Raw genomic sequence first — 20,542 nt, 5'->3', positions numbered from 1 at the left:
GGCTAAAGAGGCGCCGCAGCGAGGCTTCTGGGATCGCTTGGGAACAGGATGACGGATCAGGCGATTTTGGTCACCGGGGCGGCCGGCTTCATCGGCTTCCATGTCGCCCGGCAGCTCCTGGCCGAAGGCCGGTCCGTGGTCGGGCTCGACAATCTCAACAGCTATTACGATCCAGCGTTGAAACAGGCGCGCCTGGCGCAGCTCGGGAACGGACCCCGCTTCTCCTTCGTGCAGGCCGATCTCGCCGATCGCGAGACGATGGCGGCGCTGTTTGCGCGGCATCGCTTTCCGGAGGTCGTGCATCTCGCCGCCCAGGCCGGCGTGCGCCATTCGATCGAGCATCCGCAGAGTTACGTCGAGTCCAATCTCCAGGGCTTCCTCAACGTGCTCGAGGGTTGCCGCAACAACGGTTGTCGTCATCTCGTCTACGCCTCGTCATCCTCCGTTTATGGCGCCAACACTAAGCTGCCGTTTTCCGTGCAGGACCGGACCGACCATCCCGTGAGCTTCTACGCTGCGACCAAGAAGGCGAACGAGGTGATGGCGCAGTCCTACAGCCATCTCTACCGGCTGCCTGTGACCGCCTTGCGCTTCTTCACCATCTACGGCCCGTGGGGACGGCCTGATATGGCCATGTTTCTGTTTGTAAACGCCATCATGACGGGTCAGCCGATCCGGCTCTTTAACCATGGCAAAATGCGCCGCGACTTCACCTATATTGACGACGTCACCCGTGTAGTATCCAAGCTCATCGATCGGGTGCCTGTGGACAATCCGGCTGCCGCAAATGCGCCGTCTCGAGTCTACAATGTCGGAAACCACCGCCCCGAAGACCTGATGCATGTCGTCGGACTTCTGGAGCGGGAGCTGGGTCGGACGGCGGTCAAAGAATTGCTGCCGATGCAGCCGGGAGACGTGGTGGAAACGTTCGCGGATGTCGAGGATTTGATGCGCGACACCGGCTTTGCACCGTCAACGCCGATCGAGCACGGGGTCCACAATTTTGTCACCTGGTATCGCGACCACTACAAGGTTTGAAATGACGATGGACAAACGCATTATCCCCCTGATCATGTGCGGCGGCGCCGGCACACGGCTGTGGCCAGCCTCGCGCGAGGTGCGCCCGAAGCAGTTCCTGCCGCTGTTCGGTGCGCGCTCGACCTTCCAGGATACGCTGCTGCGTGTTTCAGATGCGTCGCTGTTCGATCGTCCGATCGTCATCACCAACGCGTCCTACCGCTTCATGGTGCTGGAGCAGCTCGTCGAGATCGGCATCGAGGCCGACGTGATCCTCGAGCCGATGCGACGCGACTCCGGTCCTGCGATCGCAGCCGGCGCGGCGTTCGCGCAGAACCGCACCAGCGAGGCGATCGTGCTCGCGCTCGCCGCCGACCACGTCGTGCAGGACAAGGCGGCCTTCGTCGCGGCCTGCCGCGAGGGCCTCACCGCCGCGAGCGGCGGGCGCATCGTCACCTTCGGCGTCAAGCCGGAGCGGCCGGCGACCGAATACGGCTATATCAGCCCGGGCGAGGTGATCTCCGGCGAGGTACACGCGGTCGCGCGCTTCGTCGAGAAGCCGGATGCCGTGAAGGCCGCCGACTACGTCAATTCGGGCTATCTGTGGAACAGCGGCAACTTCATGTTTCCGGCGGCCCTGCTGCTCGACGAATATCGGAGGATCGATGCGGCGAGCGTGGAGGCGGTGTCCGGCGCGGTCGCCAATGCCGGCCGCGATCTCGGCTTCGTGACGCTCGAGCCCGAGGCGTTCGGCGCGGCGAAGGCGATCTCGATCGACTATGCGGTGATGGAAAAGACCTCGCGCGCCGCGGTCGTGCCGGTGTCCTGCGGCTGGTCCGATGTCGGCTCCTGGCTCGCGGTGTGGGAGTTGTCGCCGAAGGATGCGCAGGGCAATGCCGCGCACGGCACGGCCGTGTTCGAAGACTCGCGCAATTGCAACGTCACCACCGACCAGGCGCTGGTCGCGCTCGAGGGCGTCGACGACCTCGTCGTGGTCGCAACTGCGGACGCCGTGCTGGTCTCGCGCCAGAAGGATGCCAACGGACTGAAGCGCCTCGTCACCAAGCTGAAGGCGGTCGCGCCGAAGGTCACCGAGGAGCATCTCAAGGTGCATCGCCCCTGGGGCAGCTATCAGTCGGTCGACAATGGCGAGCGCCATCAGGTCAAGCGCATTGTGGTGAAGCCGGGTGGACGATTGTCACTGCAGAAGCATCACCATCGCGCCGAGCACTGGATCGTGGTCCGTGGTGCGGCCCGCGTCACCGTCAACGAGATCGTGAAGACGGTGCACGAAAACGAGTCGATCTACATCCCGATGGGCGCGGTGCACCGGATGGAAAATCCCGGTAAAATCATGCTGGAACTCATCGAGGTCCAGACCGGCTCCTATCTCGGGGAAGACGACATCATCCGGATTGAAGACGACTATCAAAGGTCGTAACCAGCAAACTCCGAATCACGCGATCCGGGCCGAACGGCACCCCAGTTTGGCGCTAAGGCCCGGGGAACGTGTAACTTTTTGAATCAAATCGTGTCCGGGCAATCAGGCCGGCATTCGCCACAAATGTGGCACCCGTGCTAGAAGCGGCCCGGGGATTTGCGGTGAATCGGGGTTCGATCAGATGAGTTCCAAGGGATCACAACCGGCAAAGGCCGGCCTGCGCGTCGGCGTCATCGGCGCGGGCGTGATGGGCAGCAACCACGCGCGGGTGCTCGCCGGTCTGCCCGGCGTCAGCCTGGTCGGCGTCGTCGATCCTTCGCCGGCGCATCGGACGCGCGCGACCGAGCTCGCCAATTGCGCGAGCTTCGAGACGCTCGACCAGCTCTTCGCCGAGGGCGTCGATGCCGTCACGGTCGCAGCGCCGACCCATCTGCACCATGAGGTCGCGCTCGCCTGCATCGCCAAGAACATCCATGTGCTGGTCGAGAAGCCGATCGCCTCCACGGTGGAAGAGGGCCGTGAGATCGTCGCCGCTGCGCAAAAGGCTGGCGTGACGCTGATGATCGGCCATGTCGAGCGCTTCAATCCGGCCGTTGCCGCCGTCAAGCAGGCCATCGCGGGCGAGGACATTCTCTCCATCGCCATCACGCGCGTCGGCCCGTTCCCGCCGCGCATGTCCAATGTCGGCGTCGTCATCGATCTCGCCGTGCATGACATCGATCTGATCCGCTGGTTCACCGAATCCGACATCGTCGAGGTGCAGCCGCAGCTGTCGAGCGCGGTCGCCGAGCGCGAGGACATCGCGCTCCTGCAGTTCCGCACCGCCAACGGCGTGCTTGCGCACATCAACACCAACTGGCTGACGCCGTTCAAGGCGCGCAGCGTCACGGTCGCGACTCGCGGCAAATACGTGATGGGCGATCTTTTGACGCGCCAGGTCACCGAATGCTTCGGCTTCAAGCCCGATGGCAGCTATTCGATGCGGCATCTGCCGGTCGGCCATGACGAGCCGCTGCGCGCCGAGCTGATCGCGTTTCTCAAGGCCGTGCGCAACGGCGAGACGCCGGCGGTGACCGGAGATGAGGGCGTTGCAAGCCTGGAGATCGCCACGCAGTGCCTCGAGACGCCGTCGCGGCCTGCGGCGACGGCGCCCGCCCGCAAGGGCCCGCGCCGCATCGCCAGCTAATCCTCTCCCCATGTCGACTACGCAAGAAGGCGCCGAGAACCAGGCCATGAACCAGCATCTGCGTTCCGAACCCATTCCCTTCATCGACGTCGCCTCGCAGCGCCGCCGGCTCGGCGCCTCGCTCGATGAGGCCGTCAAGCGCGTGCTCGACCATTGCCAGTTCGTCAACGGCCCCGAGGTCTTCGAGCTCGAGAAGCAGCTCGCGGCCTATAGCGGGGCCAAGCACGTCATCGCCTGCGCCAGCGGCACCGACGCGATCCTGATGGTGATGATGGCGAAGAACGTCGGGCCCGGCGATGCCGTGCTGTGCCCGTCCTTCACCTTCATCGCGACGGCATCGCCGGTGGCGCGGACCGGCGCGACGCCGATCTATGTCGACGTGGACGAGACCACCTTCAACATGAGCCCGGAGTCGCTCAAGCGCGGCATCGCAACCGCACGCAAGGCCGGATTGAAGCCGGTCGCGGTCATTCCGGTCGATCTGTTCGGGCAGCCCGCCGATCACGACGCGATCGCCGAGATCGCCAGGGCCGAAGGCCTGTTCGTGCTCGATGATGCCGCGCAAGGCTTTGGCGCGAGCTACAAGGGCCGCAAGCTCGGCACCTTCGGGCTCGCCACCGCGACCAGCTTCTTCCCCGCAAAGCCGCTCGGCTGTTTCGGTGACGGCGGCGCGATCTTCACCGATGACGACGAGCTCGCGGCGACGCTGCGCAGCATCCGCGTGCACGGGCAGGGCGTCGACAAATACGACAACGTTCGCCTCGGCCTGACCGGCCGGCTCGACACCATGCAGGCCGCGATCCTGATCGAGAAGCTGAAGATTTTTGACGACGAGATCGCCGCCCGCAACAAGGTCGCCGAACGCTATGCGCGCGGGTTGTCCAACGTGGTCACGGTGCCGCGCCTCAGCCCCGGCAACACCTCGGTCTGGGCGCAGTACACGATCCGTCTGCCGGAGGGCACCGACCGCGACGGGTTCGCCGCCGCGCTGAAAGCCCAGGGCGTGCCGACTGCGATTTATTACGGCAAGTCGATGCACCAGCAGACCGCCTACAAGCAGTATCCGGTCGCGGACGGCGGCCTGCCTGGTTGCGAGAGCCTGTCGCAGGACGTCATCAGCCTGCCGATGCACGCCTATTTGACCGAAGCCGACCAGGAGCGGGTAATCGCCGCCGTCCGCGGCGCGCTCGCGGCTTGATCTTGCTCTTCTTCCCTCTCCCGCAAGCGGGAGAGGGGGCAGATCTTCCCCGCGGCTTGCACCTAGACCTAATCTCGCCATGCTCTAAAACAGACGCATGCTCGGACGCATCTTCACGGTTGGTGGTTACACGCTGCTCTCGCGGCTGACGGGATTTGCCCGCGACATCATGCTCGCGGCGATCCTCGGCGCCGGCCCCGTGGCCGACGCCTTTTTCGTGGCGCTGCGGCTGCCCAATCATTTCCGTGCGATCTTTGCCGAGGGCGCCTTCAACGCCGCCTGGGTGCCGGCCTACGCGCACGTTCATGGCGAGCGCGGGGAGGGGGCGGCAAAACTGTTCGCCGACCGCATCTTCACGCTGCTGCTGGCCTCGCAAGTGCTGCTGCTGATCGTCGCCTGGCTGTTCATGCCGCAGGCCATGAGCATCCTGGCGCCGGGCTTTTCCGAGGATGCCGAGCAGCGCAAGCTCGCGATCGAGCTGACCCGGATCACCTTTCCCTATCTGCTCCTGATCACGCTGGTGACGCTCTATGGCGGCATGCTCAACGTGATGCAGCGCTTTGCCAGCGCCGCCGCCGCATCGATCTTCCTCAACGTCGCGATGATGATGACGCTGGCGCTCGCCGCCTGGTTTCCCACCGCCGGCCACGCCGCGGCCTGGGGCGTTCTCATTTCCGGCTTCCTGCAATATTTCCTGCTGGCCGGCGATCTCGCCCGCCATGGCGGCCTGCCGCGCTTTGCGCCGCTCAAGCTCGACGAGGACGTCCGTAGCTTCTTCAAGGCGCTGGGACCGGCGACGCTCGGCTCGATGGGCACGCAGGTCGCGCTGTTCGCCGACACCATCATCGGGACCTTCCTGCCTGCCGGCGCGCTGTCGGCGCTCTATTATGCCGATCGCCTCAACCAATTGCCGATCGGCGTCATCGGCATCGCGATCGGCACGGTGCTGCTGCCGGAGATGTCGCGGCGGATCACGGCCGACGACCACGACGGCGCGATGAAGGCGCAGCGCCGCGCCTTCGATTTTACGCTGCTGTTCTCGGTGCCCTTCGTCGCCGCCTTCCTCACCGTGCCCGACGAGATCATGCGCGCGCTGTTCGCCCGCGGCGCATTCTCGAAGGCCGATGCAGTCGCCGCCGGCGGCACACTTGCGGCCTATGCCATCGGCCTGATCCCCTTCGTGCTGATCCGCAGCGCGGTCGCAACTTTCTACGCGCGCAAGGATACGGCAACGCCGGTGCGGGCTTCGCTGACCGGCATCGCGGTCAACGTCGCGCTGAAGGTTGCCTTGATGGGATCGCTTGCCCAGATCGGCCTCGCGCTCGCGACCGCCGTTGGCGTCTGGACCAATCTCTTGCTGGTGCTGTTCTTCGCCGTGCGGCGCGGCTTTCTCGTACTGGACCGCGCCTGGCTGTTGTCGCTCGCCAAATTCCTGCTGACCGGAATCATCCTCGCTGCCGCGTTCTGGCTGATCGCGCGCGTCAGCGGTACTTCCTTGGGCGCGATGCGCTTCCACGATGAGGTGACGCTGGTGCTATTGGCCGTCGGGGGCACGATCGCCTACGCGCTCGCGATCCTCGTGCTGTTCGGCCGGAGCTGGCTGGTTTCGCTGGTGCGTGGCTAGACGCGCATAAGCTCACGAAGTCCGCTCCGACGAGAGGGGAACCTGGCGCGATCGATGCGATCGTGTCCGGATGGTCACATCTGCCGTCGAAGACAATCTGCAAAAGCAAACGTCGCTCGCGCTCAGCCAGACGGTTGATGCGCTATCTCTAACTCTGCGCCAAGGTCGCCCACCGTGGGGACGAGGTGAAGGTGATGAACGATTTTGCGGTCACGTTGGGCAGTAACTGCTGCCCAGGCCGGGCGCAGTTTCATCCTATCGGATGCGGGTGCGCGGACCGAATGCAATGTCGAAGTCGTTGAAATAACTGCAGAGGAATGGAGCCACTCATGGGTTCGACCGTCAGAATGCGCTTTGCCCTACGTTTCGTTGCACTCGTTGCCCTTGCGTCATGCGCTGTCGTATCGAGCGCCGCCACCGCGGCTGCAGCCACGATCGTCGTGAATGGGCTTACAGAAGGCTATCACTCGAGTTCGCCGAACGGCCCATTCGCACTCGATCCAGGCAGCTTTGCCGGGGCTTCCGCCACGGTGGGACATATCATTACCGGAAATTCGATCGACGGTTACTACGCCGCATTGATGCAGTTCTCGTTGCCGACGCTGCCCGCGGACGCGGTGGTCACGAACTCTACGCTGACATTCAGTGGAATTGGCGGCAACCGGGCGGGAGACATCCTTCTCACCGCCTATGCCACCCAAGGCACGGCATTCGACCCCAACAAGATAAGGGGAGGATCGACGTATGGCGTCATCCATGTCGACGGCCAGACGGTGATGGATCTGACCGACTTGATCGCATACGAGCTCAAGATCCTGCCCGCGGGGAGTACTGCCGGCTTCTCATTCAGCCAGGGCAGAGAATTGCACGTATGTCGGATTTAACGGCAGCTGCTTCGACATCCTCGGAAGCAGCGCTGGGAATGGCTACCCGATACCCACTCTGACGATCAGTTATGACGTTGTGACCACAGCGGTGCCGGAGCCGTCGACATGGGCCATGATGATCGTCGGCTTCGGATTGTTGGGATTTGCAGGCGTCGCGCGCCGGTCTGCTTCGGGTCATGAGCGCCGCCTTACGCCTCGGCCGGTTGATTCCGGTTTGGCTCGATAAGCCGACAACAGGAGTGCGTTTGCAAATCGATGGGCGAAGCGATGTCTCAATCCGAATGGTGGATCGCGATGGCGCGAGGCGGCTCAATCCAGTGATGCCGCTTCGCTTCCCAGCCCGAATGCGTGGGCGGCGGAAAAGTGGGATCTGCAAAGGATCCCACGGCGACGGCGATGTGGCCAGGGAACGCTTCCGCTTCCCAATACACAGTCGATCCGCACACGGGGCAGAACCGAAATGATACTGAACGGCCAGCGTCTGATCGGCGCGTGAACCGGGTTGAGGTGCCGGAGATGGTGGTTCGCTGCTCGGCGAACCACGCTTGACCGCCGAAGACGGCTCCGGTCCGACGCTGACACTCCAGGCAGTGACACATTGAAATTCGTGCTGGCTCACCCTCACAGATGACCTCCAGTTGTCCGCAGTTGCACGCTGCGCGGCGAGTTGTCATGGGCATGCTCCTCTTTCATCGGCAAGTGCTTTCATCGGCAAGTGCGGGCAGTCGCACGTGCGGCGTCGAAGTCGGTCGGAATTGTCGGGGGAGGTGGGGGCTTGCTGCAGCCCTGTGGAGGGGCGATGTCGGCCCCGTCGGCCTCGCAGCATGGACACGAAGAGGCCCGCTGCTGACGCCTAACGGATTGCATCCATTGATGCAAGGGATGATGACGTTCGCTGGCCACGCAGCATGCCCGGTTGGGTTGGCTGTGCGCCACTCGCTCTGAAGGTGCAGCCAGCCTCCGCACATCTCTTGATTTTGCGCGATTCCCGTGCTATCGGTGGCCCATGATGAAATGGTCGCGCAACGTTAACTTCTCGCACATGACCCGCTTCGGCTGGGCCGTGGAAGGAGTCGCGCGCTAGGATTTCGTCGACGACACCTTTTCCACCAGGCCCCGCCGGCATCGGACGGGGCCTTTTGTTTGGCCACGCTCCCTGCCGGCACAACAGCAGGAGCGTACGATGCCACCTCAACAGACGAACATCTCACCCGGGATTGAGGGCGACGCCGCGAGGCGTGGCCTCAATCTCTCCATCGTGTCAGCGAAGAGCGCGGTCGACCAGGCGTTGGCAGCACGCCTCAAGGCGTCCGCTGCAGCGCTGGACAAGGATGCTGCCGGACCCACGGCCGCATCGACGCGAAGCGTCCTGGGCTTGCTCAGGCGCGTTTGGCTCGCGTTTCAGGAACGGTGTCAGCGCCCGAGCTTGCGTGTCAAATTGCAGGACCTGAGCGATAGGGAGCTGATGGATATCGGCCTGACGCGTGGTGAAATCGACTACCTCTCACCTCAGCGAGCGGTCGATACGCTGAGGGATAGCACGATCTATCTCTGGAGCCGCCGTGGGATGTAGTGGATTCACCGCCAGAGGCGGACATGCGTTTTGAGAGCAAGCGGCAGTCGGCACGGCTGCTTGTTCTCGCACGCCGTGGTTCGCCGCGGGATCCCAGCCTCAGGCCTTGCGTGCGGTGGCGACGTATTGCGCCCCCAAGGGCAGCCAGCCGAGCTTGTTCTCGAACGGCCGCAGCCGGGCGAGGGCGCGAGGAAAGAACAGATTGTACTGGATGCGCGATGAAGCCCAGCCCGCGGCTTGCAGCCGCTTGTCCAGATCGCGGGCGAAGATCAGCCTGGCGTTTTCGTCGAACGGACAAGTGTTCACCGCATGGACGGTGAGCGGGTTCAGCGGATTGTGCTCGAAGATGGCAATCAGGCCGCCCGGCCGCGTGACGCGATGCAACTCCCGTAACCACGCCAGGTGCTCGTCGTGCGGGATGTGATGGAACACGCAGGCTGAAAACACCACGTCGAAGCTGCCGGCCTCGACCGGAATCCGGTTGTTCTCGATCAGCACGCAGTTGCCGGATTCGGGGTACCGCTGCCGGCCCAATGCGAGGCTGCGTTCGCTGACATCGGACGAGGTCAGCGCCGCCTCGGGAAAATAGCGGCGGAAATACGGAATCGAATTGCCGATGCCGGAACCGAAATCGCAGATCCGCTTCACGTCGAGGCCAGCGCGATCCACGATCTCCCGGAGCGCCCTGATCTTGTATTCCGCGAAATATTCCGGGCCCTCGCCGGTCACCGCGATGTTCTCGCGATGCTGGTCCTCATAGGCGTCGGCGAAGCGATCGAACTCGGCCTTGTCCATAGGCGATCCAGCTGTCCGGCGTTTGGTGAGGTGGTTGTCGGCTCGAATCATGCATCAGGGGGTCTAAAAATTGATGAACAATTAACCGGAGTCCGCCGAATATTGGCGGCAGGAATCGGACCGATCCAACCCTCTGACAGGCTGGCTGATAGATGGACCTTCAGGACGAGATGCCGCGCCCTGGAAAGATGTTTCTGTCGATCGTTGTGCCCTGCTACAACGAGGAAGAGGGCCTGCGCGAATTCCATCGCCAGATGGTGTCGGCCGCGCGCGCGCTGTGCGGCGCAAAGTTCGAGCTGATCCTGGTCGATGACGGGTCGACCGACAACACCTGGAAGATCATCAACGAGCTTCTGGCGGAGGACCGCAATGTCGTTGCGGTCCGGCTCGCGCGCAATCACGGCCATCAACTGGCGCTCACCGCCGGCCTCTCGACCGTGCGCGGCGATCTCGTGCTTGTCATCGATGCGGACCTGCAGGATCCGCCGGAACTCCTGACGCCGATGTACGAGATGATGGTCCGCGAGGGCGCCGACGTCGTGTACGGCATGCGGCGTAGCCGCGCCGGCGAAACCCGCTTCAAGAAGCAATCGGCGGAAGCGTTCTACCGCCTGCTCGCCAAAGTCACCCGCGTCCAGATTCCCGTCGATACCGGCGATTTTCGCCTGATGAGCCGGCGGATCTCCGACCAGCTCGTGCAGATGCCGGAGCATGACCGCTTCATCCGCGGCATGGTGGCATGGCTCGGCTACAAGCAGGTCGCCTACGAATACGACCGTCATCCGCGCTTTGCCGGCACCACCAAATATCCGCTGATGAAGATGATCGGTTTTGCCGCTGACGCGCTGATCAGCTTTTCGATGGTGCCGCTCCGGATCGCGACCTATGTCGGCGCCCTGTTGACGACCCTGCTGACCTTCGTCGGCATCGCCGCGGTGATCGGCTGGGTGTTCTCCGGCACCGTGCCCGGCTGGACCAGCCTGACGTTGCTGGTCGTCATGATCTCCTCCGTGCAGCTCCTCGTGCTCGGGCTGATGGGCGAATACATCGGCCGAATCTACATCCAGTCGAAGAACCGCCCGCTGTTCCTGATCTCGCATATCCACCGCCGCGGCCGGCTGCCGCATGGTGCGGAAGCGGCGGCCGATCTCGAGCGGGCGCCGTTCAGGACGCTGCTCGCGCAATCCGGACCGGAGGCGCGCGGCCAGGTTCACGACGAGGTGCCCTGATGAAGGCGATCCTCAATCACCCCGTACTCTATCAGGCCTACCAGAACGCCGGCGGATTTTTCGGCGCGCGGGTCAAGGCGATCGCGGATTATCTCACGCTGCGGCCGGGTATGCGGGTGATCGATATCGGCTGCGGTCCCGGCTACATCCTGCGCCATCTGCCCGATGGCATCGACTATACCGGCTTCGACATCGATCCGGCCTATATCGCGTATGCACAGCGCGCGTTCGGTCATCTCGGCACTTTTCATTGCCGCTATTTCGATGCCGCCGCCGCGCGGGAATTTGCCGGCGCCGACGTCGTCATGATGAATGGCGTGCTGCATCACATTGCTGATGCGGATTTGCAGACGACGCTGGCCGATATCAGGGACGTGCTCAAGGCGGACGGCGTGCTGTTCACGCTCGACGGCTGCTACCGCGAGGGGCAGTCGCGCATTGCAAAATGGCTGCTCGACAACGATCGCGGCGAGTTCGTGCGGGATCACGACGGCTACGATCAGGTGCTGCGCGGCGCCTTCGGCAAGGTCAATTTGGCGATCCGCGACGATTATTCGCGCGTGCCCTACACGTTCATCATCGGCGTCTCGCAGAAATAGCGCTGGCTCGAAGGGTTAGTCGTTCCGCCGCAGCACGTCGATTCCGTCGACCGAACGCACCAGCGTATAGGGTTTGAGCAATCGTGACAGCTCGGCGTCGGCGCGTGCCCAATCGCCCCATCCGTCGCGGAGATTGTCGACCAGCACGACATCCGGCGGCGTCTTCCGGAAATCCTCGATCAGCCAGTTGCGCTCCAGCGCCAGATAATCCTTCAGCTTCACATCGGTCGCGGCGTCGACGATAGTCTTCTCGCGCGTCAGCCGCACGAACTCGCGGATCCATAGATTCTCCTGCCGGGACACCCAGGTGCCGCCGATGTCACGCACCAGCGGGTGGCCGATGGCCGCTTCGCCGCTCAGCATCAGGATCCGGGGATGCGGCTTGAGGGGGGCGAGCGCTTCCCTGACGTTGCCGACATAGACGTTGCCGTTGAACCATTGCGCGCCGAACAAAAAGGTCGCAGCCAGGATCAGCGGCGCCGCCAAGCCGAGACGGCGGCGCGGCGGCGCGCCGTTTGCGACCAGCAGCGCGTATCCCATCGCGAGCATGGCGACCGCCACCATCGGATAGGAATGATAGGCCCAGCCGCGCCGCTGCAGGAAAAACGAGATCGCAAATCCGCTCGCGGCAAGAACGGCCGCGAGCAGCAGCGAGTCGGGCGTTCGTCCCCACATCGTTGACAGCGCTGAGAGCATCGCGATCGCAAAGAGCAGCGAGGCCGCATTCAGGAAGATGACGGAGAGCGGCATCGACCACGACAGATAGGTGTCGCGCACCAGCGGATAGGTCACCGTGAAATATTCGGGATAGAGCACGTAGGTGCCGACGCTGACGGTGGCGACCAGCACGCCCGCGATGATGTTTTCCGGCGCAAACAACACGAGCCACGACCGCGCGCGAACGGCGCTCGCCAGGATGCACAACCCCACCGGCACGGCGAAGAACGGCTTGAAGGCGAGCGTGATCCCGGCACCCAGGCCGGCAATCAGGATCGCCCAGAGCGGAACCGAAAGACGATCGCTGCGGAGCGCATATACGGCGAGCGCGGGCAGGAAGGTCAGCGTCGCAATATGTTCGCGCTGGCCGAACACGTGCATCGGCAGGATGGTGACGATGGAAGCGGCCCAGATCGTGAACGGTCCCCAACTTGCGTGAGCCCATGAAGGCGACAGCCGCACGATCCGCGACACCGCATAGAGCGAAGCCGCGGCCAGCAGCAGAAGCTGGGCATCGATGACATGCCGCGGATCGACGCCGAGCAGGCGGCCCAGCGCAACGCCGGGCAGATAGGCAAATGCCGCCATCGGCGGATTGATCTCGATGATGTCGCCATAGAGATGCTGGCCGTCCAGCATGCGCTCGCCGACCACGAGCAGCCAGCTGACGTCGGTATTGAGCGGAACGATCTCCCGCATCAGGATCGCGAGCCCAAACACAGCCCCGATCAGCAGCCAGGGCATCGGGGCCGGCCGTTCGCGGTCATGCGGGCTGACGCGCATCTGGCGAGAAACGTCTCCGATCTCCGAACTCATCTCGAACTCATGGGCCATGCTGCGGGAAACGCCCTACGCTAACCGAGGCGCGTTAACGAGTGACTTTCGGGCAGGCGGTCGTGGTGGCCGAAGACCTCTATGGCAATTTGAGGGCCTGATTGATTGGACGCCGGGCGTGGAAAGCCCGCGCAGGCCCGGCGCTGCATCTTTGCGGTTGGCAGTGACGGATGGCAGATTGCTAAAGTCGTTTGCACTGCCACTTTTTCCACGGCAATATGCCGGCAAAACAACCATAGGACGGGACGAGAAAAAATGGCGGCTCCCATCAAGTTCGGCGTTGGCCAAAGCGTGCTGCGCAAGGAGGATGACGCGCTCATCCGCGGCAAGGGCCGCTATACCGACGATTATGCGCCGCAGGCCGCACTGCGCTGCCTGATGCTGCGTTCGCCGCATGCGCATGCCAAATTCACCATCGATGCCGGCCGCGCCCGCACCCTCCCGGGTGTCGCCCTGATCCTCACCGCCGCCGAGGTTGGGGATCTCGGCAATTTGCCATGCCTGTTCAACCTCGAGACCGATCCGTTCACCGGCCCGCCGTACCCGATCCTCGCCAAGGACGAGGTCCGCCATGTCGGCGATTCCGTCGCCTTCGTCGTCGCCGAGACCATCGACCAGGCCCGCGACGCGATCGAGGCGATCGACGTCAAATGGAGTCCGCTGCCTTCGGTGACCGGCGTCGTCAATGCGGTCAAGAAGGGCGCGCCGCAGGTCTGGCCGGACAAGCCCGGCAACGTGCTGTTCGACGTCTCGATCGGCGACAAGGCGGCGACCGACGCCGCGTTTGCGAAAGCGCATGCTGTCGCCGAGATCTCCATCGTCAATCCGCGCGTGGTCGCGAGCTTCATGGAGACGCGCGCTGCGGTCTGCGAATATGACGCCAAGGCCGATCATCTGACGCTGACGGTCGGCAGCCAGGGCAGCCACCGGCTGCGCGACATCCTCTGCCAGAACGTGCTCAACATTCCGACCGACAAGATGCGGGTGATCTGCCCCGATGTCGGCGGCGGCTTCGGCACGAAGCTGTTTCCCTATCGCGAATACGCCCTGATGGCGGTCGCGGCGCGCAAGCTGAAGAAGGCGGTGAAGTGGTCGGCCGACCGCTCCGAGCATTTCATGGGCGATGCGCAAGGCCGCGACAACGTCACCACTGCGAAGATGGCGCTGGCCGAGGACGGCAAATTCCTCGCGATGGATTGCGACCTGATGGGCGACATGGGCGCCTATCTTTCCACCTTCGGGCCCTACATCCCGCATGGCGGCGCCGGCATGCTGCCGGGCCTCTACGACATCCACGCCTTCCACTGCCGGGTGCGCACGATCTTCACCAACAGCGTGCCGGTCGATGCCTATCGCGGCGCGGGCCGGCCTGAGGCAGCCTATGTCATCGAGCGTCTGGTTGATGCCTGCGCGCGAAAACTCGAGATGACGCCGGATGCGATCCGCCGCAAGAACTTCATCCCGCCGAAGGCGCTGCCCTACAAGACCGCGACCGGCAAGGTCTATGACTCCGGCGATTTCGCCGCGCATCTCAAGCGCGCGATGGAGATCGGCGAGTGGAAGGAGTTTTCCAAGCGCGCCAAGGCGGCCAAGAAGGGGGGCCTGATCCGCGGCATTGGCCTTGCGAGCTATGTCGAGATTTGCGGCGTGATGGGGGAAGAGACCGCCAACGTCAGGCTCGATCCCAATGGTGATGTCACCGTCCTGATCGGCACGCAATCGAGCGGGCAGGGCCACCAGACAGCTTACGCCCAGATCGTTGCCGAGCAGTTCGGCCTGCCACCCGAGCGCGTCCATGTCCACCAGGGCGACACGGCCATGATCGCCACAGGCCTCGGCACCGGCGGCTCGGCTTCGATTCCGACGGGCGGCGTCTGCGTCGAACGGGCCACGGGTGAGCTGGGCAAGAAGCTGAAGGAGATCGCGGCTCAGGCGCTGGAGGCCAGCGCCGGCGACCTCGAGATTTCCGCCGGTGCAATCCGCATCGCGGGCACCGACCGCACGATCTCCTTTGCCGACCTCGCCAAGCGGCCGGGCGCCGACCCGTCGAAGCTGAACGGCAGTGCCACCTTCGCCAGTGCCGACGGCACCTATCCGAACGGCACGCATCTGGCGGAAGTCGAGATCGATCCGGCCACCGGCATCATCAAGATCGTCAACTATGTGATCGTCGACGATTTCGGCAAGACGCTCAATCCGCTTCTGCTGGCCGGCCAGGTGCATGGCGGCGCCATGCAGGGCATCGGCCAGGCGCTGATGGAGCAGGTGGTCTATGGTGCGACCGACGGCCAGCTCATTACCGCCACCTACATGGACTATGCGCTGCCGCGCGCGGCCGATGGTCCCGCCTTCGTGTTCGAGACCAACAATGTTCCCTGCACCACCAATCCACTGGGCGTGAAGGGCGCGGGCGAGGCCGGTGCGATCGGCTCCTGTCCGGCCGTCGTCAACGCCATCGTCGACGGGCTCTGGCGCGAATACAAGATCGACCACATCGACATGCCGGCGACGCCCGAGCGGGTGTGGATCGCGATCAACGAGCATCATCGCCGCCACAGCCTGTGATACGGCCGCTCGGCCCGCGGGAATTAAGTGCCCGCGGCCGGGTTCTATCCTCAATGACCCTCCCCCAAACCGACTCGCGAGCCGGAGAAAAAGACTCATGAAACGAACGTTGATTGTCGCGGGCACCCTTCTTCTGGGTGCGGGCGCCGTGATGGCGCAGCAGGAGGTTGCCGTCCAGCAGGACAATCTGATGCGGTCGCAGGCCAAGAGCCTGTACACCGTCATCTTGAAGATGACGAAGGGCGACATCCCCTACAACCAGAAGGCCGTCGACGAGGCAATCGCCAATCTGCAGGCTGACGTCGCCAAGATCGCCAAGACCTTCGAGGTCAATCCCAAGCAGGATGTGGTCAACGCGACCTATGGCGCGTCGCCGAAAGTCTGGCAAAACAAGGCCGATTTCGAATCAAAAATTCCGCCGGTGCAGAAGGCGATCGCCGACGTCAAGGGCAAGATCACCGATGTGGCGAGCCTGAAGGCCGCCTACACTGCGATCAACGACCGCTGCACCGATTGTCACGAGACGTATCGGTTGAAGCTGAAATAGGGCGGACCAGTTCGTTCCCTTGCAGTCCGGATGGAGCGGCTACGGGACTCATGACCGGCCGCCTGGTCTTGCGCAGCACGTCAGCAAATTCTCCTCCCGCGCCCTGACGCATCGCCGTCAGAACGACTATGTTTGCTTGCGCCGTCGCGCGCGTTGATGCGTCACGACGTCCCGAGTTCCGACGCGCGGCGGCGATCTCAGTCAACAGCGAGACAGGCCATGGCAAAACCGTTCCCGTCGAAGACCCATATCGGCAACCATATGCTGCATCCGGAAACGCTGATGCTGACCTATGGCTATGATCCGCAGCTGTCGGAAGGCGCCATCAAGCCGCCGGTGTTTTTGACCTCGACCTTCGTGTTCAAGACGGCCGAGGACGGGCAGGACTTCTTCGATTTCGTCGCGGGCCGTCGCGAGCCGCCGGAGGGCATGGGCGCGGGCCTCGTCTATTCGCGCTTCAACCATCCCAACAGCGAGATCGTCGAGGACAGGCTCGCGGTTTATGAACGCACCGAGAGCTGCGCGCTGTTCTCGTCCGGCATGGCGGCGATTTCGACGACGATCCTGGCCTTCGTCCGTCCCGGCGACGTCATCCTGCACTCGCAGCCGCTGTATGGCGGCACGGAAACTCTGTTGACGAACACGCTGTCGCGCTTCTCGATCGGCGCGGTCGGCTTTGCCGACGGCGTCGACGAAGCGGTGGTCAATCAGGCCGCGGAGGAGGCCATGCGCAAGGGCCGGGTTTCGATGATCCTGGTCGAGACGCCTGCCAATCCGACCAACGGTCTGGTCGATATCGCGCTGATGCGCCGCGTCGCCGAGACCATCGGCAAGGCCCAGGCCCACACGCCAATCATCGCCTGCGACAACACGCTGCTCGGCCCGGTGTTTCAGCGGCCGATCGAACATGGCGCGGACCTCTCGCTGTACTCGCTGACCAAATATGTCGGCGGCCATTCCGACTTGATCGCGGGCGCGGCGCTCGGCACCAAGGCGGTCATGAAGGGCGTCAAGGCGCTGCGCGGCGCCATCGGCACCCAGCTCGATCCGCATTCCTGCTGGATGATCAACCGTTCGCTCGAGACCCTGAGCCTGCGCATGGAAAAGGCCAACAGCAACGCGCGCCTCGTCGCGGATTTCCTGCGCGACCATGCCAAGGTGGCGAAGGTGCACTATCTCGGCCATCACGCGGAGACATCACCGGCCGGGCGCGTATTCGCGCGGCAATGTCTCGGCGCGGGATCGACATTCTCGTTCGACATCGTCGGCGGCCAGGCGGCGGCGGAGAGATTCCTCAACGCGCTGCAGATCTTCAAGCTCGCGGTCAGCCTCGGCGGAACGGAATCGCTGGCGAGCCTGCCGGCGACGATGACCCATTCCGGCGTCCCCGCCGAGATCCGCCGCAAGATCGGCGTGCTCGACTGTACGATCCGGCTGTCGATCGGCATCGAAAATCCGTCGGACTTGATCGCGGATCTCGAGCACGCGCTGAGCGCGGCCTGAGCGCATTTCAAAGCGGATTGGACGTGCGGCATGCCGACATGATGGCCGCGGCAGCTTCATTGGACTGTGCGCCCGAGAGTTGCCGCACGAGGCAGACATAGTAGCCCTTGCTGGACGCGTTAAGAAGGGAGTCGCCGTTGACCGCAAGCCAGTTGCAGGCCGAACGGATGTATTGGACGGCCAGCGGCGATCGCGTGTCACGGATGGCGGACAGCTCGCATTGAGCCTGTTTTTCCATGTCGGTTTGCGCGGCGGCCGGCGAGGAGGCTGCAACGGCCGCTGCGGCAACGACAACGCCCGCCAGGCCATGCAATGATGTGCGAGCAGGCTTCCGGCAGGTCCCGTGATGCGATAATTTGTCAGAGAAGGCGGGATGGTTCTCGTTGGGAGTGGTCATGTTGCGCCCCTTTGCTCTGGAGGCGATCATAGAGCGTCAGACCGGTGGCACAATGGTGGCTGCCGTTGTGCGGCCAGGATGCCAGCTCGCATGAGCGATCCCTCTGCCAAACTCCGCGCGCGAATCGTCGAGCTGGCGCGGACCCAGGATCCCTACGCGCATGTCTTTGCGGGCAAGGAGTTTCGGCGCGACTATGTGGCCGCGCGCACGATTGCCTGGAGCGCGCTGTTTGGGGACATCCGCCAGACGACCGGCCGGGTGCTCGAGATTGGCTCCAAGGAAGGACGCTCTGCGCTGTTCTGGCTCGAATTCTTCGCCAGTGCCCATCTCACCTGCGTCGATTTGTTCGAGAACGACGATGCCGGGAGGTTCGACCGTAACCTCGCCGCCTATGGGGCGCGGCTGCGCAAGATGGTGAGCACCTCGATCAAGGCGCTGGGCATATTGCGCGAAGAGAATGCGGTATTCGACTTCATCTATGTCGACGGCAGCCATCAGCGCGATGACGTCATGATCGACTGCCTCGGGGCCTGGCGCCTGCTGCGGGCGGGCGGCGTGATGTTGATGGACGATTACACCTGGAAGCCTGACAATCCCGACGCCGAGCGTGTCGCTCCCGCCGTCGACACGTTTCTGGCCTGGCATGAGGACGCCGAGGTGATCCTCAGGAGCCATCAGGTCGCCGTGCGCAAGCGTCCCGCCTGACGGTTCAAGCCCGTCCGGAATCGAAAAGGCCGGACGCTTCGCGCGTCCGGCCTTCGCCGAAAAAGCCGCTTTAGAACTTACTTGGTCACCTGGCCGCGGATTTCGCCGCCCGGGTTGGCCGCGGTGTGAATGTTGACATAGAGCTTGCCGGCCAGAAGATCGGCGGCTTGTGCGTCGGTCAGCGTGGCCGAGCCTTCGGCCGGGCTGTTGGCGGCGCCGGGGATCGGTACCGCGACGCCGGCGTTCTTGCCGGCTTCGGCGGGGCCGTGGAAATGGGCGGCGGTGGCGGGGCCGGAGAGGCCGGAATAGGTCAGCTTCCAGGTGAGCTTCTTGGTGGCAGCGTCATAATCGAGATCGGCCGAGCCCGTGCCGCTGCTGGTCGTGGCGGGGACTTCGGACTTGCCGTCCAGCGTCGCCTTCAGTTTCTCCGCGCTGGCCGGGCCTGCGAATGCGACGGCGGCTCCGAGCGCCAGCGTGGCAAAAAGCGCTTTGTTCATGGGTCTCTCCCTGTTGACGCCTGATTGCTGTCAACTTGCAAACAGTGCGGTTCCGACTTTATTCCCAGATTCCGCTCAAACCATCTAAATTATTCGTGGCTGGAGCGGCTGCGGGATGATCCGTAAATTCGCCGGAGCTCGATGGGATCCTCAATGCTGCGACGAACAATTTATGTCATTTTGATTGCCGCCGTCGCGGCCTTTGCCGTTTACTGGTGGCTGACCGCGCCGACCGCTTTGGCCTTGCCGGCGCCGACGCGCGGGCCCGATCTCGCCAATGGGCAGGAGCTGTTCAATGCGGGCGGCTGCTCCTCCTGCCACGCCGTGCCCAATCAGCCCGATCGCCTGCGGCTCGGCGGCGGCCTGGCGCTTCGCTCGCCGTTCGGCACGTTCTATGCGCCGAACATTTCGCCTGACGCTACCGACGGCATCGGAGGCTGGAGCGAGGCCGATTTCGTCAACGCCGTGATGCGCGGGATTTCGCCCGAAGGCACGCATTACTTTCCGGCATTTCCTTACACCTCCTATCACATCGCCAAAGCAGACGACGTCCGCGATCTCTTCGCCTATCTGAAGACGCTGCCGCCGGTGCCGGGCCGCGTGCGCGACCACGATCTGCCGTTTCCCTTCAACATTCGCCGCAACGTCGGCATCTGGAAATTGCTGTTCATGGATGTCAGGCCGTTCGTGCCGGCGGCAGCGCATCCGGCGCAATGGAACCGCGGCGCCTATCTCGTGAACGGTTTTGGCCATTGCGCCGAATGCCACAGCCCACGCAATGTTCTCGGTGGCGTCATCAGCACGCAGCGTTTCGCCGGCGGCCCCAACCCCGAAGGCGAGGGTTGGGTGCCGAACATCACGCAGAAGGGCATAGGCAGCTGGAGCGAGAAGGATATTGCCGACTTCCTCGAGACCGGCGACATGCCCGAAGGCGACAGCGCGTCAGGCGCGATGCGGCCGGTGATCAAGAACCTTGCGCAATTGAAGCCAGAGGATCGCGCCGCGATGGCCGCCTATCTGAAGTCGCTGCCGCCGGTTGATGGGCCGACGCCGCCCAAGCGCAAGGAAGGTGGCGGCTGAAGCGGGCCCTTTCCAATTGACACGTCGTGATTGCGCCCGCATCGTTGCTGGCCTCGGAATTGGAATGCGTCACGATGGGGCGTGGAATTTTCGTGCTGCTGCGGTTGTTCGTTTCGACGCGTGATTTTGCCGTACCGCGCGAAGCATG

20 protein-coding genes are annotated in these 20,542 nt (G+C 63.8%); 15 read left to right on the top strand and 5 right to left on the bottom strand.

Annotated features, from left to right (window positions below; genetic code table 11):
• Positions 1–48 precede the first annotated feature (48 nt).
• From JQ587_RS18865 to JQ587_RS37190, 7 genes are all read left to right on the top strand, one after another.
• Positions 49–1,038: an NAD-dependent epimerase gene (locus JQ587_RS18865; RefSeq protein WP_212426229.1), complete on the top strand. Its 990-nt coding sequence runs from the start codon at positions 49–51 to the stop codon at positions 1,036–1,038.
• 7 nt (positions 1,039–1,045) lie between these two features.
• The gene (locus tag JQ587_RS18860; RefSeq protein ID WP_212426228.1) at positions 1,046–2,458 is read left to right on the top strand and encodes a mannose-1-phosphate guanylyltransferase/mannose-6-phosphate isomerase; all 1,413 of its coding nucleotides are present in this window, start codon (positions 1,046–1,048) and stop codon (positions 2,456–2,458) included.
• Between the two features lie 181 nt (positions 2,459–2,639).
• Positions 2,640–3,644, top strand: coding sequence for a Gfo/Idh/MocA family protein (locus tag JQ587_RS18855; protein WP_212301212.1), 1,005 nt, complete (start codon positions 2,640–2,642; stop codon positions 3,642–3,644).
• A 10-nt stretch (positions 3,645–3,654) separates the two neighbouring features.
• A complete protein-coding gene (locus tag JQ587_RS18850; protein WP_283815641.1) occupies positions 3,655–4,842 on the top strand; it encodes a DegT/DnrJ/EryC1/StrS family aminotransferase in 1,188 nt (395 codons plus the stop codon).
• A 97-nt stretch (positions 4,843–4,939) separates the two neighbouring features.
• Positions 4,940–6,466: a murein biosynthesis integral membrane protein MurJ gene (gene murJ, locus JQ587_RS18845; protein ID WP_212426227.1), complete on the top strand. Its 1,527-nt coding sequence runs from the start codon at positions 4,940–4,942 to the stop codon at positions 6,464–6,466.
• 329 nt (positions 6,467–6,795) lie between these two features.
• Positions 6,796–7,350 carry a hypothetical protein gene (locus tag JQ587_RS18840; RefSeq protein ID WP_212426226.1) on the top strand — a complete coding sequence of 185 codons (555 nt, stop codon included), beginning with the start codon at positions 6,796–6,798 and terminating at the stop codon, positions 7,348–7,350.
• Between the two features lie 79 nt (positions 7,351–7,429).
• Positions 7,430–7,579: a PEPxxWA-CTERM sorting domain-containing protein gene (locus JQ587_RS37190; RefSeq protein ID WP_433995298.1), complete on the top strand. Its 150-nt coding sequence runs from the start codon at positions 7,430–7,432 to the stop codon at positions 7,577–7,579.
• Positions 7,580–7,625: 46 nt separating this feature from the next.
• Here the strand turns inward: JQ587_RS37190 and JQ587_RS18830 are convergent, their stop codons facing one another.
• Positions 7,626–8,027 (bottom strand): GFA family protein, encoded by a 402-nt coding sequence (locus JQ587_RS18830; RefSeq protein WP_212426224.1) that lies wholly within the window; start codon positions 8,025–8,027, stop codon positions 7,626–7,628.
• A 509-nt stretch (positions 8,028–8,536) separates the two neighbouring features.
• Between JQ587_RS18830 and JQ587_RS18825 the strand changes: the two genes are divergently transcribed.
• The gene (locus JQ587_RS18825; protein WP_212301208.1) at positions 8,537–8,926 is read left to right on the top strand and encodes a DUF1127 domain-containing protein; all 390 of its coding nucleotides are present in this window, start codon (positions 8,537–8,539) and stop codon (positions 8,924–8,926) included.
• A gap of 99 nt (positions 8,927–9,025) precedes the next feature.
• Here the strand turns inward: JQ587_RS18825 and JQ587_RS18820 are convergent, their stop codons facing one another.
• Complete coding sequence (locus tag JQ587_RS18820; RefSeq protein WP_212426223.1) at positions 9,026–9,721, bottom strand: class I SAM-dependent methyltransferase; 696 nt, start codon at positions 9,719–9,721, stop codon at positions 9,026–9,028.
• Positions 9,722–9,909: 188 nt separating this feature from the next.
• Here JQ587_RS18820 and JQ587_RS18815 point away from each other — a divergent pair, with 188 nt between their 5' ends.
• Complete coding sequence (locus JQ587_RS18815; RefSeq protein WP_212301456.1) at positions 9,910–10,950, top strand: glycosyltransferase family 2 protein; 1,041 nt, start codon at positions 9,910–9,912, stop codon at positions 10,948–10,950.
• Positions 10,950–11,549 (top strand): class I SAM-dependent methyltransferase, encoded by a 600-nt coding sequence (locus JQ587_RS18810; protein ID WP_212301206.1) that lies wholly within the window; start codon positions 10,950–10,952, stop codon positions 11,547–11,549. Before JQ587_RS18815 ends, JQ587_RS18810 begins: the two co-directional genes overlap by 1 nt.
• A gap of 15 nt (positions 11,550–11,564) precedes the next feature.
• On the opposite strand, the gene JQ587_RS18805 is transcribed toward JQ587_RS18810, so the two are convergent.
• Positions 11,565–13,082, bottom strand: a complete 1,518-nt coding sequence (locus JQ587_RS18805) for a hypothetical protein (protein WP_212426222.1) — start codon at positions 13,080–13,082, stop codon at positions 11,565–11,567.
• A gap of 273 nt (positions 13,083–13,355) precedes the next feature.
• Between JQ587_RS18805 and JQ587_RS18800 the strand changes: the two genes are divergently transcribed.
• From JQ587_RS18800 to JQ587_RS18790, 3 genes are all read left to right on the top strand, one after another.
• Positions 13,356–15,665, top strand: a complete 2,310-nt coding sequence (locus JQ587_RS18800) for a xanthine dehydrogenase family protein molybdopterin-binding subunit (RefSeq protein WP_212426221.1) — start codon at positions 13,356–13,358, stop codon at positions 15,663–15,665.
• A gap of 97 nt (positions 15,666–15,762) precedes the next feature.
• Positions 15,763–16,212 (top strand): cytochrome c, encoded by a 450-nt coding sequence (locus JQ587_RS18795; protein WP_212426220.1) that lies wholly within the window; start codon positions 15,763–15,765, stop codon positions 16,210–16,212.
• 219 nt (positions 16,213–16,431) lie between these two features.
• Positions 16,432–17,715, top strand: a complete 1,284-nt coding sequence (locus tag JQ587_RS18790) for a cystathionine gamma-synthase family protein (protein ID WP_212426219.1) — start codon at positions 16,432–16,434, stop codon at positions 17,713–17,715.
• Positions 17,716–17,722: 7 nt separating this feature from the next.
• On the opposite strand, the gene JQ587_RS18785 is transcribed toward JQ587_RS18790, so the two are convergent.
• A complete protein-coding gene (locus JQ587_RS18785; RefSeq protein WP_249154376.1) occupies positions 17,723–18,112 on the bottom strand; it encodes a VF_A0006 family four-cysteine protein in 390 nt (129 codons plus the stop codon).
• Positions 18,113–18,202: 90 nt separating this feature from the next.
• Here JQ587_RS18785 and JQ587_RS18780 point away from each other — a divergent pair, with 90 nt between their 5' ends.
• On the top strand, positions 18,203–18,817 hold the full coding sequence (locus JQ587_RS18780; RefSeq protein WP_212301201.1) for a class I SAM-dependent methyltransferase: 615 nt from the start codon (positions 18,203–18,205) through the stop codon (positions 18,815–18,817).
• Positions 18,818–18,894: 77 nt separating this feature from the next.
• Here JQ587_RS18780 and JQ587_RS18775 read toward each other — a convergent pair whose 3' ends face one another.
• Positions 18,895–19,314 (bottom strand): CHRD domain-containing protein, encoded by a 420-nt coding sequence (locus JQ587_RS18775; protein WP_212301200.1) that lies wholly within the window; start codon positions 19,312–19,314, stop codon positions 18,895–18,897.
• Between the two features lie 153 nt (positions 19,315–19,467).
• On the opposite strand from JQ587_RS18775, the gene JQ587_RS18770 reads away from it, so the two are divergent.
• A complete protein-coding gene (locus tag JQ587_RS18770; RefSeq protein ID WP_212426218.1) occupies positions 19,468–20,394 on the top strand; it encodes a c-type cytochrome in 927 nt (308 codons plus the stop codon).
• The last annotated feature ends 148 nt before the right edge of the window (positions 20,395–20,542 follow it).

Source organism: Bradyrhizobium manausense (genome assembly GCF_018130615.1).
GTDB classification, from domain to species: Bacteria; Pseudomonadota; Alphaproteobacteria; order Rhizobiales; family Xanthobacteraceae; genus Bradyrhizobium; species Bradyrhizobium manausense_A.
The sequence above is the reverse complement of the archived record's forward strand: the minus strand, read 5'-3'. Positions and strand labels throughout refer to the sequence as shown.

Excerpts from the sequence above, each read along its gene's own strand:
- JQ587_RS18815 (WP_212301456.1), top strand. The coding sequence starts at position 9,910 with ATGTTTCTGTCGATCGTTGTGCCCTGCTACAACGAGGAAGAGGGCCTG.
- JQ587_RS18860 (WP_212426228.1), top strand. The coding sequence starts at position 1,046 with ATGGACAAACGCATTATCCCCCTGATCATGTGCGGCGGCGCCGGCACA.
- JQ587_RS18805 (WP_212426222.1), bottom strand. The coding sequence starts at position 13,082 with ATGAGTTCGGAGATCGGAGACGTTTCTCGCCAGATGCGCGTCAGCCCG.
- JQ587_RS18770 (WP_212426218.1), top strand. The coding sequence starts at position 19,468 with ATGCTGCGACGAACAATTTATGTCATTTTGATTGCCGCCGTCGCGGCC.
- JQ587_RS18785 (WP_249154376.1), bottom strand. The coding sequence starts at position 18,112 with ATGACCACTCCCAACGAGAACCATCCCGCCTTCTCTGACAAATTATCG.
- JQ587_RS18850 (WP_283815641.1), top strand. The coding sequence starts at position 3,655 with ATGTCGACTACGCAAGAAGGCGCCGAGAACCAGGCCATGAACCAGCAT.
- JQ587_RS18855 (WP_212301212.1), top strand. The coding sequence starts at position 2,640 with ATGAGTTCCAAGGGATCACAACCGGCAAAGGCCGGCCTGCGCGTCGGC.
- JQ587_RS18780 (WP_212301201.1), top strand. The coding sequence starts at position 18,203 with ATGAGCGATCCCTCTGCCAAACTCCGCGCGCGAATCGTCGAGCTGGCG.
- JQ587_RS18775 (WP_212301200.1), bottom strand. The coding sequence starts at position 19,314 with ATGAACAAAGCGCTTTTTGCCACGCTGGCGCTCGGAGCCGCCGTCGCA.
- JQ587_RS18790 (WP_212426219.1), top strand. The coding sequence starts at position 16,432 with ATGGCAAAACCGTTCCCGTCGAAGACCCATATCGGCAACCATATGCTG.
- JQ587_RS18840 (WP_212426226.1), top strand. The coding sequence starts at position 6,796 with ATGGGTTCGACCGTCAGAATGCGCTTTGCCCTACGTTTCGTTGCACTC.
- JQ587_RS18820 (WP_212426223.1), bottom strand. The coding sequence starts at position 9,721 with ATGGACAAGGCCGAGTTCGATCGCTTCGCCGACGCCTATGAGGACCAG.
- JQ587_RS18830 (WP_212426224.1), bottom strand. The coding sequence starts at position 8,027 with ATGACAACTCGCCGCGCAGCGTGCAACTGCGGACAACTGGAGGTCATC.
- JQ587_RS18810 (WP_212301206.1), top strand. The coding sequence starts at position 10,950 with ATGAAGGCGATCCTCAATCACCCCGTACTCTATCAGGCCTACCAGAAC.
- JQ587_RS18795 (WP_212426220.1), top strand. The coding sequence starts at position 15,763 with ATGAAACGAACGTTGATTGTCGCGGGCACCCTTCTTCTGGGTGCGGGC.
- murJ (WP_212426227.1), top strand. The coding sequence starts at position 4,940 with ATGCTCGGACGCATCTTCACGGTTGGTGGTTACACGCTGCTCTCGCGG.
- JQ587_RS18825 (WP_212301208.1), top strand. The coding sequence starts at position 8,537 with ATGCCACCTCAACAGACGAACATCTCACCCGGGATTGAGGGCGACGCC.
- JQ587_RS18800 (WP_212426221.1), top strand. The coding sequence starts at position 13,356 with ATGGCGGCTCCCATCAAGTTCGGCGTTGGCCAAAGCGTGCTGCGCAAG.
- JQ587_RS18865 (WP_212426229.1), top strand. The coding sequence starts at position 49 with ATGACGGATCAGGCGATTTTGGTCACCGGGGCGGCCGGCTTCATCGGC.